General features: G+C 69.5%; 11 protein-coding genes. 6 read left to right on the top strand and 5 right to left on the bottom strand.

The features are described 5' to 3' along the window. The first annotated feature begins 1,710 nt into the window (after positions 1–1,710). Positions 1,711–5,283, top strand: coding sequence for an indolepyruvate ferredoxin oxidoreductase family protein (locus DTA15_RS31380; protein WP_006484073.1), 3,573 nt, complete (start codon positions 1,711–1,713; stop codon positions 5,281–5,283). 92 nt (positions 5,284–5,375) lie between these two features. Here DTA15_RS31380 and DTA15_RS31375 read toward each other — a convergent pair whose 3' ends face one another. Further along, positions 5,376–7,043, bottom strand: coding sequence for a Na+/H+ antiporter (locus DTA15_RS31375; RefSeq protein WP_006484076.1), 1,668 nt, complete (start codon positions 7,041–7,043; stop codon positions 5,376–5,378). Between the two features lie 308 nt (positions 7,044–7,351). Here DTA15_RS31375 and DTA15_RS31370 point away from each other — a divergent pair, with 308 nt between their 5' ends. The 5 genes from DTA15_RS31370 to DTA15_RS31350 all read left to right on the top strand — a co-directional run bounded on the left by DTA15_RS31370 (position 7,352) and on the right by DTA15_RS31350 (position 11,567). Beyond that, positions 7,352–8,638, top strand: coding sequence for a sensor domain-containing phosphodiesterase (locus DTA15_RS31370; protein ID WP_006484063.1), 1,287 nt, complete (start codon positions 7,352–7,354; stop codon positions 8,636–8,638). Between the two features lie 156 nt (positions 8,639–8,794). Further along, complete coding sequence (locus DTA15_RS31365; RefSeq protein ID WP_006484062.1) at positions 8,795–9,181, top strand: hypothetical protein; 387 nt, start codon at positions 8,795–8,797, stop codon at positions 9,179–9,181. Next, positions 9,178–9,582: a hypothetical protein gene (locus DTA15_RS31360; RefSeq protein WP_006484079.1), complete on the top strand. Its 405-nt coding sequence runs from the start codon at positions 9,178–9,180 to the stop codon at positions 9,580–9,582. The genes DTA15_RS31365 and DTA15_RS31360 overlap by 4 nt, the downstream gene beginning before the upstream one ends. Positions 9,583–9,691: 109 nt before the next feature. After that, on the top strand, positions 9,692–10,417 hold the full coding sequence (locus DTA15_RS31355) for a copper homeostasis protein CutC (protein ID WP_006484068.1): 726 nt from the start codon (positions 9,692–9,694) through the stop codon (positions 10,415–10,417). A 61-nt stretch (positions 10,418–10,478) separates the two neighbouring features. Beyond that, positions 10,479–11,567, top strand: a complete 1,089-nt coding sequence (locus DTA15_RS31350; protein ID WP_006484078.1) for a suppressor of fused domain protein — start codon at positions 10,479–10,481, stop codon at positions 11,565–11,567. A 24-nt stretch (positions 11,568–11,591) separates the two neighbouring features. Here DTA15_RS31350 and DTA15_RS31345 read toward each other — a convergent pair whose 3' ends face one another. The 4 genes from DTA15_RS31345 to DTA15_RS31330 form a co-directional block, all read right to left on the bottom strand. Further along, the gene (locus tag DTA15_RS31345; RefSeq protein WP_006484074.1) at positions 11,592–12,947 is read right to left on the bottom strand and encodes a purine-cytosine permease family protein; all 1,356 of its coding nucleotides are present in this window, start codon (positions 12,945–12,947) and stop codon (positions 11,592–11,594) included. A 221-nt stretch (positions 12,948–13,168) separates the two neighbouring features. Further along, positions 13,169–14,164, bottom strand: coding sequence for a 5-oxoprolinase subunit C family protein (locus DTA15_RS31340; protein ID WP_006483468.1), 996 nt, complete (start codon positions 14,162–14,164; stop codon positions 13,169–13,171). Then, positions 14,154–15,029, bottom strand: coding sequence for a 5-oxoprolinase subunit B family protein (locus DTA15_RS31335; protein ID WP_006483469.1), 876 nt, complete (start codon positions 15,027–15,029; stop codon positions 14,154–14,156). Before DTA15_RS31335 ends, DTA15_RS31340 begins: the two co-directional genes overlap by 11 nt. Beyond that, a complete protein-coding gene (locus tag DTA15_RS31330; RefSeq protein ID WP_006483475.1) occupies positions 15,026–16,483 on the bottom strand; it encodes an acetyl-CoA carboxylase biotin carboxylase subunit in 1,458 nt (485 codons plus the stop codon). The genes DTA15_RS31335 and DTA15_RS31330 overlap by 4 nt, the downstream gene beginning before the upstream one ends. Position 16,484: the final 1 nt, after the last annotated feature.

Here is a 16,484-nt window from a genome sequence, read left to right as displayed (position 1 = left end):
CGTGCGGGTGCGGTGAGGCGTCGTCGAACGGATGTGGACAACCCGTCGCCCCAGCCACTCGAAACGCTGTGCATCTGAACGGTGAGCGTGCCGCCGAGGCCGCCCGGACAAGCCCTCCGGGCTTTCCGCTGCTTTCGTCCAACCACGCATCCGCCGAACGGCGGATGAAAATCCGGTCGCGTACGGGTTGTGGATATCCGCGCCGCGAAACGACTCGGCGCGCTGTGGTTTTCACAGGTGAGGGTGACCGGATGCGGCGCGATAGATGACGCAGGTTGTGGACAACTCGCGGCAAGACGAAGCGAAACGCTGTGAAATTCGATGGTGAGTGTCGCGCCCGATCACGCGGGGCGCCTGCACCGGCGCGGGTTTCGCGCCGTTTGCCGCGGTTCGGCGCGCCGCGCATTCTAGCCGACTGTCGCGAGCGCGTAACCGCCGCATACGTGCCCGGGGACGTATGCATCCGGCTCCGGCCCCAATCGAAGGGCTGTGCATTCTAACGGTGAGCGCCGGCGCGTGGTTCGCAACATGCGGGTTTCGGTGCGCGTCTTCGCCTGTTCGCGGGACTCGACGCATCGTGTAACCCAATGGTGAATCTGGGCCCGTGATCTGCGCGCAGCGCGCGAAGAAGCAGCCGCTCGACCGATGAAGCCACGCGAAGCACCGTCCGTGTCACGCCTGGACGCGAGGTTGCGAGCGAGGCGTCTACGCATTCCCGTGTGGATATCCGGCCGCCGAAACGACTCTCGCCACTGTGACTTTCGACGGTGAGCATCGGGGCTTCGTCGGGCGCGGTGCTGCTTCCGGTACGGATTGCCGGTCGCCGATGGGTTTCGACGCGTGCATCCTCTGTCGATCCAGGCACATTCGTCCATGTGGATATCCGGTTCCCGGGACCACTCGAAGCGCTGTGTTTTTCGACGGTGAGGGTGCGCGCCAGGCCGGCGCGCAATGCTGGTCCGGGCGTGGAAAACTGTCGCGGCAACCACTCGAAGTCCTGTGTATTTCAACGGTGAGGGTGAAGCGATAGTCCCTCGACCGGCGTATTCCGGCGCGACCGTCCGCCGGACGGACGTACTCGCGCGCCTGTGTATCCGACCGGTGAGGGCGAGCAGCCGAGCGACGAAATGCGCAGGCTCCAATGTGGATATCCGCCCACAAACCGACTCGCCGCGCTGTGAATTTCAACGGTGAGCGTCGGCCTCCGAGCGCTCTGCATGCCGATTCCGGAGGTGGACATCCCGCCCCCGACGCCACTCGAAACGCTGTGCAATCGAACGGTGAGCGCGCTTGCCCGACCGGCCGAAGGACGCGTCGTTGTGGACATCCGCCGCCACCGACCAATCGGAACGCTGTGCATTTCGACGGTGAGCGTGACGTCCCGATGCCGCTGAAACCCTTGCCGCTCGGGGTTCGAGCGCCCTCCACCCGGCTGGCGGCGAGCGTTGCGGCACGCACCGGCTTTTCTGCCGAACCACTCGACCGCCCTGACGCGCCGCCCGTCACGCTCCCGCCACCCGCGCGAAAACTCTCTCAAATCACGGCAAAAAGCTGCGCAGTTTTTCTCGCCACGGGCCGGTCCGCGCAAGATGAGAAAAAACATTCTCGCCGGCGCGCGAAAAAATAGAGCCATTCGCTGCCGGCACCCGCGCGTCATCCGACGCTCCGCCGCGCACGGCCCAGAACAGCACAATCCGGAGACATCCCCTCATGACCGCCCGCCTGCCCGTCGACGGCACGCCTGCCCTGTCCGACTACCGCCTGACCGACAACCTGACCGCGACGCGCGGCCGGATCTTCCTGACCGGCACGCAGGCGCTGATTCGCCTGCTGCTGATGCAGCGCACGGTCGACACCGAACAGGGGCTCAACACGGCCGGTTTCGTCAGCGGCTATCGCGGCTCGCCGCTCGGCATGGTCGACCAGCAGCTGTGGAAGGCGAAGAAACTGCTCGACACCAGTGGCGTGCGCTTCCTGCCGGCGATCAACGAGGAACTCGGCGGCACGGCCGTGCTCGGCACGCAGCGGGTCGAGGCCGACCCCGAGCGCACGGTCGAGGGCGTGTATGCGATGTGGTACGGCAAGGGCCCGGGCGTCGATCGCGCGGGCGACGCGCTGAAGCACGGCAACGCGTACGGTTCGTCGCCGCACGGCGGCGTGCTGGTCGTCGCGGGCGACGACCATGGCTGCGTGTCGTCGTCGATGCCGCACCAGAGCGACTTCGCGATGATGGCGTGGCACATGCCGGTCGTGAACCCGTCGAACATCGCCGACATGCTCGAATTCGGCCTGTACGGCTGGGCGCTGTCGCGCTACTCGGGCGCGTGGGTCGGCTTCAAGGCGATCTCGGAAACGGTCGAGTCGGGCTCCACCGTCGACCTCGATGCGTTGCAGACGCGCTGGCCGGCGCCGGCCGGCTTCACGCCGCCGGCGGGCGGCCTGCACAACCGCTGGCCCGACCTGCCGAGCCTCACGATCGAGGCGCGCCTCGCCGCGAAGCTCGACGCGGTCCGCCATTTCGCGCGCGCCAACAGCATCGACAAATGGATCGCGCCGAGCACCCACGCGAACGTCGGCATCGTCACCTGCGGCAAGGCGCACCTCGACCTGATGGAGGCGTTGCGCCGCCTCGACCTGACGGTCGCCGATCTCGACGCGGCCGGCGTGCGGATCTACAAGGTCGGCCTGTCGTATCCGCTCGAAATGACGCGGCTCGAGACCTTCGTCGACGGGCTGGCCGAAGTGCTGGTGATCGAGGAGAAGGGCCCGGTCATCGAGCAGCAGATCAAGGACTACCTGTACAACCGCACCGAAGGCGCGCGCCCGCGCGTGCTCGGCAAGCACGACGCGGCCGGCGGGTGCCTGCTGTCGGAGCTGGGCGAGCTGCGCCCGTCGCGCATCCTGCCGGTGTTCGCCGACTGGCTCGCGCGGCACAAGCCGGCGCTCGACCGCCGCGAGCGCGTCGTCGATCTCGTCGCGCCGCAGATCCTGTCGAACGAGGCCGACGCGGTGAAGCGCACGCCGTACTTCTGCTCGGGCTGTCCGCACAACACGTCGACGAAGGTGCCCGAAGGCTCGATCGCGCAGGCCGGCATCGGCTGCCACTTCATGGCGTCGTGGATGGAGCGCGACACGACGGGCCTGATCCAGATGGGCGGCGAGGGCGTCGACTGGGCCGCACACGCGATGTTCACGAACACGAAGCACGTGTTCCAGAACCTCGGCGACGGCACCTACTTCCACTCGGGCATCCTCGCGATCCGCCAGGCGGTCGCCGCGAAAGCGAACATCACGTACAAGATCCTCTACAACGACGCGGTCGCGATGACGGGCGGCCAGCCGGTCGACGGCAGCATCTCGGTGCCGCAGATCGCGCGGCAGGTCGAGGCGGAAGGCGTGTCGCGCTTCGTCGTGGTGTCCGACGAACCGGAGAAGTACGACGGCCATCACGGGCAGTTCCCGACGGGCACGACGTTCCATCACCGCAGCGAACTCGATGCGGTGCAGCGCGAATTGCGCGAGACGCCGGGCGTCACCGTGCTGATCTACGACCAGACCTGCGCGGCCGAGAAGCGCCGCCGCCGCAAGAAAGGCGAATTCCCCGACCCGGACAAGCGCCTGTTCATCAACGACGCGGTCTGCGAAGGCTGCGGCGACTGCGGCGTGCAGTCGAACTGCCTGTCGGTCGAGCCGCTCGAGACGCCGCTCGGCCGCAAGCGCCGCATCGACCAGTCGTCGTGCAACAAGGACTATTCGTGCGTGAACGGCTTCTGCCCGAGCTTCGTGACGGTCGAAGGCGCGGCGCTGAAGAAGGCCGCCGGCGCCGCGTTCGACGAAGCGGCGCTCGCCGCGCGCGTCGACGCGCTGCCGGTGCCGGCGACGCATCTGGATGCCGCGCCGTTCGACATGCTCGTGACGGGCGTGGGCGGCACCGGCGTCGTGACGGTCGGCGCGCTGATCAGCATGGCCGCGCATCTCGAAGGCAAGAGCGCGTCGGTGCTCGACTTCATGGGCTTCGCGCAGAAGGGCGGCTCGGTGCTGTCGTTCGTGCGGATCGCGTCGAGCGACCGCTGGCTGAACCAGGTGCGCATCGACACGCAGCAGGCCGACGTGCTGCTCGCATGCGACATGGTGGTCGGCGCGAGCGCCGAGGCGCTGCAGACGGTGCGTCACGAGCGTTCGCGGATCGTCGTCAACACGCACCGGATCCCGAACGCGTCGTTCGTGCAGAACCCCGACGCGAACCTGCATGCGGACGCACTGCTCGAGAAGATGCGCCACGCGGCCGGCGACGGCTACCTGTCGAGCTGCGACGCGCAGGCGCTCGCGGCGAAGTTCCTCGGCGATTCGATCGGCGCGAACATCCTGATGCTCGGCTACGCATGGCAGCTCGGCCTCGTGCCGGTGTCGCTCGCCGCGATGATGCGCGCGATCGAGCTGAACAACGTCGCGGTGCCGATGAACAAGCTCGCGTTCTCGATCGGCCGGATGGCGGCCGGCGACGCGGCGGGCCTCGACGCGTTGTGGAACGCGCGCCATGTGGTGGCCGTCCATGCCGCGCCGGAGACGCTCGCCGAGCTGATCGCCGATCGCGAGGCGCGCCTCGACGCCTACGGCGGCGCGCGCTACGTCGAGCGCTACCGGGCGCTGGTGAGTGCGGCGCGCGCGAAGGGCGACGACACGCTGACGCGCGCGGTCGCGACGACGTTCTACCGGCTGCTCGCGGTGAAGGACGAATACGAAGTCGCGCGGCTGTACACGGACGACGCGTTCCGCACCGCGCTCGAAGCGCAGTTCGAAGGCGTGCCGGGCCAGGCGTACCGCGTGAAGTTCAACCTCGCGCCGCCGACGGTCGCGAAGGCCGGCAGCGACGGCAGCACGCCGAAGAAGCGCGTGTTCGGCCAGTGGATGTGGCCGGTGCTCGGCCTACTGGCGCGCGTGCGCAGCCTGCGCGGCACGTGGCTCGATCCGTTCGGCCGCACCGTCGAGCGCAAGATGGAGCGCGCGCTGGCCGACGACTACGAGACCACGCTCACGCGCGCGTTCGCCGCGATGACCCCCGGCAATGCGACGCAGGTCGCGCAACTGGCCGACCTGCACGCCCGCGTGCGCGGCTTCGGTCACGTGAAGGTGCGCAACCTGGCCGGCGTGAAGCGCGCGGAACGCGAGCTCGCGTTGCAGCTCGGCATCGACGCGGCGACGAGCGCGGCCGTGCAGCACGCGCTCGACGAGATGAAGGGCGCGGGGATGCTGAAGGGGATTCCGGTCGTCGTCGCGAAGTAACGCGAACGCGAGTGGATGCGAAAACGGCGACGCGGGTGCGTCGCCGTTTTTTCATGCATGCCGGTTGCCGCGCGCAGGCCGTTGCAGGCCCGTCAAAGAATGCCTTTCTTGCGCGTCGACAGCGCGGTTTCCGACAGGTCGATCTCGCGAATCAGCTTCGTCAGCGTCTCGTCGGAAATCTTGCTGTCGCTGCGCAGCCGGTACAGCGCCGAGCGCTCCGCGCGCACGGCCGCGATCCGCATCTGCAGCTCCATCGTTTCGGCCTGCTTCGCTTCCGCGCGCGGCGTGGGGCCGTCCTCGGCCAGCGCGGCGAGCCGGCGGCGATACTGGTCCATCACGCGTGCGGAGATGTCCGCGCAGCGCGCCGCGCCCGATTCGTCGAGATCGGCCGAAATCGCGTCGTGCGACGAATCGATCGCGCGGATCGCGGCCTGCGCGGCGGCCGAGCGCGCGATGCGCTCCTCGTCGCCGAGCGGGTTGCGCGACGAGCGCACGCCGCGCAGCAGCAGCGGCAGGCCGATCACCGCGACGATCAGCGAGCCGAGGATCACGGCCGACGCGATGAAGATCGCGGTGTCGCGGCCGGGCAGCGGCGCGCCGTCGGACAGCGCGACCGGGATCGACAGCACGCCGGCGAGCGTGACCGCGCCGCGCACGCCGCCGACCGTCATCACCGCGATCGTGCGCACGCCGGCCATCGTGCCGGCGAGGCCCTGGCGCGCGGCGCGGCGGCTCGCGAACCAGCGCAGCAGCCATACCCACAGGAAGCGGATCGCATACAGCGCGAGCATCATCGCGCACACGTTGAAGATCATGCGGCCGACCAGCGCGTCGCTCGTATGGTGCGCGTCGACGAGCGCGCGGCCGATGATGTGCGGCAACTGCAGCCCGAGCATGATGAACACCATGCCGTTGAACACGAACTCGATCATCGCCCACGTGCTTTCGGCGCGCACGCGCGACGCGACGGTGCTTTTGCGCGAGAAGCTCGTGTAATTCATCATCATCCCGGCCGACACGGCCGCGAGCACGCCCGACAGGTCGAGGTGCTCGGCGAACAGGTAGGCCGCGAACGGCACCAGCAGCGTCATCACGATGCCGGGCGCCGGGTCGCCTTCCTGTTCGGCGTTCAGGAAGCGTGTCGACAGCGCGCTGAACAGCCAGGACACGATCGCGCCCGTCGCGAGCCCGCCGGCCGCGACGATCACGAACGTGACCGACGCGGCGCGCAGCGAGAACACGCCGGTCAGCGCGGCCGCGATCGCGAACTTCAGCGCGACGAGGCCCGACGCGTCGTTCATCAGCGCCTCGCCTTCGAGGATGTGCATCAGTTGCGGCGGGATGCGACCCTTGCCGGCGATGCCCGACAGCGCGACCGCATCGGTCGGCGACAGCACGGCCGCGAGCGCGAACGCGATCGGCAGCGGCAACTCGGGAATCAGCCAGTGGGCGAAGTAGCCCACTGCGAGTACCGTCATGAACACGAGCCCGAACGCGAGCATCAGGATCGCGCGGCGCTGCAGGTATAGCTCGCGTTTCGGAATCCGCCAGCCGTCCGCGAACAGCAGCGGCGGAATGAACAGCAGCATGAAGATCTCGGGATCGAACGTGACGTGCAGGTTCAGCTTCGGCCACGCGAGCATCGCGCCGAACGCGATCTGCATCAGCGGCAGCGGCAGTTGCAACGGCAGGAGGCGCGTGACGGCGCCGGACAGCGCGACGGTCAGCAGCAGAATGAGGACGGTGAAGACGATTTCCATCGATACGGCGGATAGGCAGAATGAAACGATCGTACGGAGTGTAGCGTGCCGACGTGACGGATGCGCTCGAACGGGCGGTGCGTGCGCACGGAAATGGTGCATCGACGGCGCGCCACGGTGGTGCGGCAGCCCGGCGCGACCCTGCGGCGCACGGCTCATGCGCACCTTGCACGGAGCTTGCTTGAGGGAGAGCAGCCGCCCGGCCCGCGCCGGGCAACCGAGGGTCCAACCATGACATTGCGCGCGCCGTCCCGGTCGTCGTCCGTGACGCCGGACGGCGCGTTCGAGTGCATCACCAGGAGAAGGGCATGACGATCGTGCAACAGGAGCGTCCGGCCGCCGCGTCGCCGTACCGGTTCGAGCGGGAGATGAGCTCCGGCTTCGAACGGCTGGCGACGCAGCACCGCGACCTGACGCTCACGACCGTGTTCCAGCCGATATTCAGCCTGTCGCACCAGCGTGCGGTCGGCTACGAGGCGCTGCTGCGCGCGCACGATGCGCTCGACCGCGCCGTGTCGCCGCTCGACGTGTTCGGCGAAGCCGCGCGCCAGGGCGAACTGCTGCAGCTCGACCGGCTCGCGCAGGCGCTGCATCTGGAGAACTTCGCGCTGCTCGGCGCCGAGCGCGAGTGGCTGTTTCTCAACGTCCATCCGGGCGTGCTCACCGACCCGTTCCAGGCGGCCGCGCTGCTCGCGAACCTGAAGCGGCTCGGCATGCCGCCGCGGCGCATCGTGCTCGAAGTGCTCGAACAGCGCGCGGAGGACGTCGAGCGGCTCGCGGAGGCCGTGCGCGCGTTCCGCACGCAGGGTTTCCTGATCGCGCTCGACGATTTCGGCGCGGGCCATTCGAACCTCGAGCGGATCTGGCAGCTGAACCCGGACATCGTGAAGCTCGACCGGATCATGCTGTCGCATGCGGCACATCGCACGGGACTGACCGCGATCCTGCACGGGCTCGTGACGCTGTTGCACGAGGCCGGCAAGCTGGTGCTCGTCGAAGGGATCGAGACCGAGCACGAAGCGCAGATCGCGCTGTCGTGCGAGGCCGATTTCGTGCAGGGCTACTACTTCGGCCGGCCGGCGCCGGGGCTGCCCGACAGCGCGGCCGCGACCGGCTGCATCGGCGAGCTGACCGAGCGCTTTCGTCAGCAGACCGAAGCGCGCGAGCGGCGCGACACGCAGCGGCTCGCGCCGTACCTGCGCGCGTTCGAACGGGCGGCCGAGCGCCTCGAGGCCGGCGAGCCGCTCGACGAGGTGTGCTGGAACTTCCTCGCGCTCGACGCGGCCGCGCGCTGTTTTCTGCTCGATGCGCAGGGCCGGCAGTCGGGCCGCAACGTCGTGCTGCGCGCGGATCGCGCGCTGGCCGAGGCGCGCTTTTCGCCGCTGGCGGACGCGCAGGGCGCGAACTGGCTGCGCCGGCCGTATTTCCGCTCGGCGATCGCCGAGCCGGGGCGCGTGCAGGTCACGCGGCCGTACCTGTCGATCAACGAGGCGCAGCCGTGCGTGACGCTGTCGGTGGCCGTGCGCGTCGGCGATGCGCAGCGCGTGCTGTGCGGCGACATCGACTGGGTCGACGACGACGCGCCAGTCGCGTAGCGACGCACGGCGCGCATGCGATGAGCAGCGAGCGGGGCGCGGGGCGGCCGTTGCGTTCATCGCGGGCTTCCCCGACAATGGCGCGACCGCGGCCATCGTGACCGCGCGCGCCGTCCCGGGGGCCACCATGGCGGCGAATAAAAAAGGAAAAAAACCATGAAACGACCGATTTCGCTGACCATCCTCGCGTGGGTCATCATCGTGACCAACGCGATCACCTGCGTGTATACGCCGTTCTCGATCGGCATGCCGACCACCCAGGCGCTGCTGTCGCACTACCTGCTGCCCGTCTGGGCGACGCTCGGCATCAGCGTGATCATCGAAGCCGCGAACGTCGTGATCGGCATCGCGATCCTCAAGGGGCGCGAGTGGTCGCGCAAGGCCTACGTCGCGACGTCGGTGTTCGGCTTCGCGTTTTCGTTCATCAACATGCCGAAGTCGATGTTCGCGGTGCTGATCCCCGGCTTCCTGCTGTTCGCGCTGTTCATCTACCTGCTGTTCCGGCGTCCCGCGACCGCGTATTTCCGGCACGCCCTCGCGTGAACGTCGTGCGCAACGCGCTGGCGATCGTGCTGTTCACGATCGCCGGCTTCGGCGTGATGGCCGCGCAGATGGCCGCGTTCCTGAAAGTCGGGCAGGCGGGTGTGACGGTCGTATTCGTCGCCGTGTTGTTCACGGCGTCGGCCGTGCTGCTGGCTGCGGGCGCGTTTGCCGGCGCATTCCGGCCGCGTGCGCGCGGCGCGGGCATCACGCTGCTGGCCGCGGCCGCGACCACCGCGCTCGGGATGATCGGCTGGGGAATGCTCCTGCTCACACCGGCGATCGTCGACATGATGCAGCAGCAGGGCGCGTACTTCGACGCGCGCATGTTCCGGTTCGTGTCCGGCACCGCGGTGACGGCGTTGTCCGCGCTCGTCGGCGTCTGGCTCGTGCGGCGCGGCTGAAGGACATGGCTGAAATGCGCGACTGAAATACGCGGCCGCCGGCACGCTGGCGTCCGTCACGCGGCTCGGCTAGGATGCGCGAATTATCCAGACGATTCGCGGGCCGCCCATGAACCGACATGCCGCTTCTTCCGTCCTCCTCGAAGTGATCGCCACGACCGTCGGCGATGCCCAGGCCGCCGCCCGCGCGGGCGCCGACCGCCTCGAACTCGTGACCGCGATCACCGAAGGCGGGCTGACGCCGAGCGTCGGCCTGATTGAGGCCGTCGTGGCCGCCGTGCCGATTCCGGTCAACGTGATCGTGCGTCCGCACAGCCGCTCGTTCGTCTATGACGCCGACGACCTGCGCGTGATCGAGCGCGACGTGCGCGCGGCCGTCGCGGCCGGCGCGAACGGCGTCGTGTTCGGCGCGCTCGACCCGCGCGGCGACGTCGATCTCGGCGCGCTGGCCCGGATCGCGGCCGCCACGGACGGGCGCGCGCTCACGTTTCACCGCGCGTTCGACGTCGCGCGCGATCTGAACGCCGCGTTCGACGCGCTGCTGCGCGTGCCGGCCGTTACGTCCGTGCTGACGTCGGGCGGTCATCCGTCGGTGCTCGATGCGGTTGCGACGATCACGCGGCTCGTGCGGCAGGCGGCGGGCACGACCTGCACGGTGCTGGCCGGCTCGGGGCTCACGATCGACGCGGTCGGCGATTTCGTCCGCGCCACCGGCGTGCGTGCGGTGCATTTCGGCTCGGGCGTGCGGCCGCGCGGCGAGGTGCTGGCGCCCGTCGACGGGCAACGCGTCGAGCGCGTGCGCGCGGCGCTCGACGGCGCGGCGTCGCACGTGTGACGCACGTCCCGACACCGCACGACACAAACACGACACGACATCATCGGGGAGAGCGGGCCACATGACGGACGCCACGCACGACACGCACGACGGCGCGGACGACGATGCCGCGCCCGGGTGGGACGCGATCGACGCCGCGCTCGCGCGCCTTTATCCGGGCCAGGAGCCGAAGCACTACGGCACGTTGGTCAAGTGGCGGCTCGGCGGCCCTGATCCGCTCGACGGGATCAGCGTGTGGCGGCGCGCAGCGCCCGTGCCGCACTGGCATTTCGTCACGTACGGGCTGAGCGAGCTGTATGCGAAGGAGTCGGACGATCCGGCCGTCAGCGGCTTCGGCTTCGAGCTGACGATGCGCGTCGCGTGCGTGGCTGGCGACGACGAGCCGCCGCGCTGGGTGTTCAGCTTCCTGCAGAATCTCGCGCGCTACGTGTTCCAGAGCGGCAACGCGTTCGACGACGGCCACTGGATGACGGCCAACGGCCCGATCGCGCTCGATACCGATACGGCGCTCTGCTCGATGGGCTTCGCGTTCGATCCGGAGCTGCCGGCGATCGACACGCCGCACGGCCGTCTCGCGTTCCTGCAGGTCGTCGGGCTGACGCTCGACGAGGAACGCGCCGCGAAGCGCTGGCGCACGCGTGCGCTGCTCGACACGCTGCTGCCGCACATGCCGCTGTGGGTGACCGATCTCGGCCGCGCGTCGCTGCTCGAACGCGCGGACGTGCGCGAGCAGGTCGACGCGGGCACGCAGCGCGACGGCTCGGCGAGCGGTTACCTGTTCACCGACGTGCTCGGCTGGGGCACCCGCAAGCGGCTGCTGCGCGCGCCGGTGATCGAGATCACCGTCGGCGCGCGGCAGGTCGACGAACTCGTCACGCTACTGCCGCTGCGGCTGCCGTTCGACCGGCCGTTTCGCCTCGTCGGTCACGACGGCGCGGTGCGGTTCGTGCGCGGCGACGCGAACGGCGTGAGCGACGAAGACGGCACGCTGACGCTGCGGCTCACCGACGCGACGGTGCAGGCGCTGGCGCGCACGCTGAAGCCGCGCGCCGGCGAGTATGCGATCGACGGGCTCGACGGCGTGCGCTGGCGGGTCGAGCCGACGGTGATCCGCGACGCGCAGGGCCATCCGGTGCAGACGATCGGCTAGGGCCGGCGCCCGAGCCGCGGCGCGTCACGTGTTGCGCACGAACCAGGTCCGCTTCGCGGTGCCGAGCAGCGCGCGATAGACGAGCCACGACACGACGAAGGTGGCCGGCGCCGACAGCGACGCGGCGAACCCGGTCGCCTGGTTCAGCGCGAGCCCCGCGAACGCGCCCGCGAACCACGCGGTCAGGCCGCCCGGATTGAACACCGGCACGTGCGCGTCGCGGCATTCGACGTCGTCGCCGACGAGCTGCCCGTAGCGCGCCGACAGGATGTGCGCGAGCGCGACGCCGACCCACGCGACGACGAAGATGCCCTGGTACGCGAGCGCTTGCAGGATCCGCGAGAAGATGTCGGCCATCATCAGCGCATAGACGACCGCGCCGACCACGACCGCCCACACGAATTTCGGCGCGCGCAGCCCCGCGACCTTCTGGAAGAACGCCTGCATGTTGACGGTCGCGAGGTAGTAGTTCGCGGTATTGATGCGCGACTGCGTGACCCACACGAACAGCAGCCCCCACACGCCCATCAGCTTCAGCAGCGCGAGCACGACCGACACTTCCGACAGCGTGCCGAGCCCGGGAATCGTGCTGACGAGATAGATGCCGGCCGCGCCGTTGACGAGGAACGTGACGAGGTAGAACGGCATCCCGAAGTTGAAGCGGCCGTGATAGCGGGCGTCGGCCTTGCGGCCGAAGCGCGCGTAGTCGAACGTGAACATCATCAGCACCCATACGCCCATGTAGTAGACGAAGCACTGCCACCAGCCGCCGGCCGGGGCGCCGCCCGCCGGCCCGAAATCGAGCCACGCGGCGTGATAGCCGTACTCGGCCGTCGCGAGCCCGACCGCCGCGAGCAACCCGAACAGGTAGAACGGCAGCAGCACGCCGTTGAACTTGTCGAGCCAGTGCTGCACGCTGCCGAACACGAGCGGCACGCTGTAGCAGACGACGATCAGCGCGGCCCACTTGTAGTCGAGCGCCGGAAACTGGTGATGCGCGGCGACCGCGATCACCGAGCCCTCGAACACCGCGTAGTAGATCGCCGTCGCGAAGAAGATCAGCGTCGCGAGCGCCGCGCCCGCGCTGCCGAATAGCACGCGCGAGAACAGCGCGACCGACAGGCCGGTACGGATCGCGTAGCGGCTGATGATCGAATTGACGATGCCGTACGAGACGACCGACAGCGCCATCCCGATCAGCGCGTTGCGCGCGCCGTAGGTGAGCGCGAGCGTCGCGCCGACGACGATGTAGAACACCGCGCTGCAGACGGCCCACCACGCCATCGTCAGCGCAAAGGGCGGCATGCGTGCGTGATCGGGAATGGCGAGCGTCGACAGGTCGAGATCCTCGTCGGTGCGGGCCTGAGCCAGGTTGGCCATGAGCGTGCTCCTCGATGAGCGAAACAGCGGACGACGTCTGGGCCGCGGCCCATGCGAGCCGCGGGGTTGCCCCGACGTCGGGGCGGGCAACCGGTCCGGCGAAAACGGCGCGCAGGCGTCCCCGCCGCGCCGCGCGCGGCCGCACGGACGGGAAACGGAAGCGAAGGATGAAAACGGAGGGCGGCGCACGGCGCCCGGCGCGACGGCCGGGCGCGTGGCGCTCAGTCCTTCAGTACGGCGCGCAGCAGCGCGAGGCGCCGCTGGTACTCGCGGCGCGCGGCGAGCGCGTCGGCCATCGTCACGCGCACGAAGCGTGCGCGATGGTTCGGCTGCATCTGGCCGATCAGGTCCATGTCGGCGCTGATGACCGTGCCGATCGTCGCGTAGCCGCCGCCCGACACCGCATCGCGATGCAGGATGATCGGCTCGACCCCGGCCGGCACCTGGATCGAGCCGATCGGATAGCACGCGTCGACGATGTTCGACGGATCGGCCCCGGCGCCGAACGGCTGCTCGCGCGGCCGGAACTGCAGCGGCCGGCCGTTCTTGTAGCGGTAGCCGATGCGGTCCGCCTCGGGCGCGACCGTCCATTCGTCATCGAAGAACGTGTGCGCCGACGCGTCGGTGAGCCGGTAGTGGTACAGCCCCGGCAGCACGCGCAGTTCGACCTGGCTGTCCAGCGGCCGGCTGACCGACGCCGGCAGTTCGCGCCCTTCGCGAAGCGTGCCGCGCGCCGCGCCGATCGGCAAACGGTCGCCTTTCTGCAGGCGCCGGCCCGCGTGGCCGCCGATCGCGCCGAGCGTGTAGGTCGAGCGGCTGCCGAGCACGACCGGCACGTCGATGCCACCCGCGACGGCCAGGTACGCGCGGGCGCCGCCCTTCACGTAGGCGAACGACAGCACGCTGCCCGCGCGAATCCACAGCGCGACGTTGCAGCGCTGCCCGACGCCGTCGATCTTCGGGGTCATCTCGGCGCCAGTGACGGCGACCAGCGCGTCCGCATGGAACAGCAGCTCCGGGCCGAGCAGCGTGCATTCGAGCACGGCCGCCTGTTCCGGATTGCCGACCAGCAGGTTTGCCGCGCGCGACGCGTACTGGTCGAGCGAGCCCGACGGCGGGATGCCGACGTGGTAGTAGCCTTGCCGGCCCGTATCCTGGACCGACGTCGCGAGGCCGGGTTTCACGACCTCGATCAGGTTGTGCGCGTCAGCGGGCATGCAGCACCTCGACGAGAGAACGGTTGACCGCATCGGGATCGCGCCGGAACGCGTCGAGCGAGAATTTCACGGGGCGCACGCGCAGCGAGAAGGTACCCGCTTCGACGGCCGCCGCCGCGGCGTCATAGGCGTCGCGATCGATCGGCTGGAATTTCACGATGTCGCCGGGCCGGAAGAACACCATGAAATCGCGCAGGTAGTCGAGCCGCTGCGCGGGATCGAAGATCGGCGCCGGCGTCACGCCGAACATCTGGTAGCCGCCCGCGCCGCGCACCGAGTAGATGCAACCGAAGCAGCCGCCGTGGCCGACCGTCAGCTTCGGCGTGTCGGTGCGCGGCCGCAGGTATTTCGGTACTTCGAGCTGCCGTGCGCGCTCGACCATCTGGTACATGAACGGCAGGCCCGCGACGAAGCCGACCATCGACACGAACCACGGCGAGCCCGAGTGCGCGGCGATGAAGTCGTCGACGTCGCGCTTGCCGTTGATCCGCGCCGCATATTCGAGGTCGGTCGACGACGGGTCCTGGTGACGCTCGCGAAACCGCATCAGCGTCTCGTGCGTCCACGGGTCGTTGTACAGCACCGGCACCTCGACGATGCGGGTATCGAGTTCGAGCGGCGCGTCGCCGACCTCGGCCTCGATCGCCTTGAGCAGCGCGACGAGCGTGTCGGGCTCGATCACGTCCGGGTCGTAGCGCACCTGGTAGGACGCGTTCGCCGGACAGATCTCGGTGATGCCCGGCACCGCGCGCCGCTGCAGTTCGCGCGTGATCGCCGTGCCCTTGAAGAAGGCGTCGAGCGACATCGCCTCGCTGATCTCGACGAACACGAATTCGTCGCCGCCGAACGTATAACGGGTCGTCACAGGGCCTCCCCGACGCGCGCGGCGTCCGCGGTTTCGTGCTGCCGGGCGGCGGCCGTCGCGGCCTCGCGCCATGACGGCATCCACGCTTCGAGAAAATTCGTGTGATAGCGGCCCGCGCGCACGTCGTCGTCCGCGAGCAGCGCGACGTGCAGCGGCGCGGTGGTCTTCAGGCCGCCGACCTGCAGCTCGCCGAGCGCGCGAGACAGACGCCGCAATGCGGCCGCGCGGCTCTCGTCGTGCACGATCAGCTTCGCGAGCAGCGAATCGTAGAACGGCGGCACGACGTAGCCCGGGTAGAGCAGCGAATCGACGCGCACGCCGGGGCCGGTCGGCCACACCAGTGCGTCGATCCGGCCCGGATTCGGGCGGAAATCCTGCAGCGGATCTTCCGCGTTGATCCGGCATTCGAGCGCGGCGCCGCGCATCGCGATGTCGGCTTGCGCGAACCGCAGCGGCTCGCCGTCGGCGATGCGCAGCGTTTCGCGCACGAGATCGATGCCGGTGATCGCCTCGGTCACCGGATGCTCGACCTGGATGCGCGTGTTCATCTCGATGAAGTAGAACTCGCCGCGCGCATCGTCGAACAGGTATTCGAGCGTGCCCGCGCTGCGGTAGCCGACCTCGCGCGCGAGGCGCGTGGCCGACGCGCACAGCGCGTCGCGCTGCGCCGGCGTGAGCGACGGCGACGGCGCTTCCTCGAGGATCTTCTGGCGGCGCCGCTGCAGCGAGCATTCGCGCTCGAACAGGTGGACGACGTCGCGGCCGTCGCCGAGCACCTGCACCTCGATGTGCCGCGCCCGCGCGATGAAGCGTTCGAGATAGACGCCGCCGTCGCCGAACGCGGCCTGCGCCTCGCGCTGCGCGAGCGGCAGTTCGGCGTCGAGCTGCGCGGCGTCGCGCGCGACGCGGATGCCGCGTCCGCCGCCGCCCGCGGCCGCCTTGATCATGATCGGATAGCCGATGCGCGCGGCGACTTCCCGCGCCTCGTCGAGCGACTGCACGACACCGTCGCTGCCGGGCACGGTCGGCACATTGGCACGCCGCGCGGTGTCGCGGGCGCGCGCCTTGTCGCCCATCGTCGCGATCACCTGCGCGGCCGGGCCGACGAAGATCAGCCCAGCCGCCTCGACCTGCGCGGCGAACGCCGCGCTCTCGGACAGGAAGCCGTAGCCCGGATGGATCGCGTCCGCGCCGCATTGCCGCGCGGCGTCGAGGATCGCGGCCGGATTCAGATAGCTCTTCGCCGCATGCGACGACCCGATGTGGATCGCTTCGTCGGCCATGCGCGCGGCGAGGCTGTCGCGGTCCGCGTCGCTGACCACGGCGACCGCGCGCATGCCGAGCTCGCGTGCCGCGCGGATCACGCGCACCGCGATTTCGCCGCGGTTCGCGACCAGCACGGTCTTGATCCGCGACGGTCGATAGAAGGTGTCGGGGGCGTTTGCCGGTTTCATC

The sequence above is a fragment of the Burkholderia cenocepacia genome (genome assembly GCF_900446215.1).
Lineage (GTDB): Bacteria > Pseudomonadota > Gammaproteobacteria > Burkholderiales > Burkholderiaceae > Burkholderia > Burkholderia cenocepacia.
This window is presented reverse-complemented; position numbering and strand designations above follow the sequence as displayed.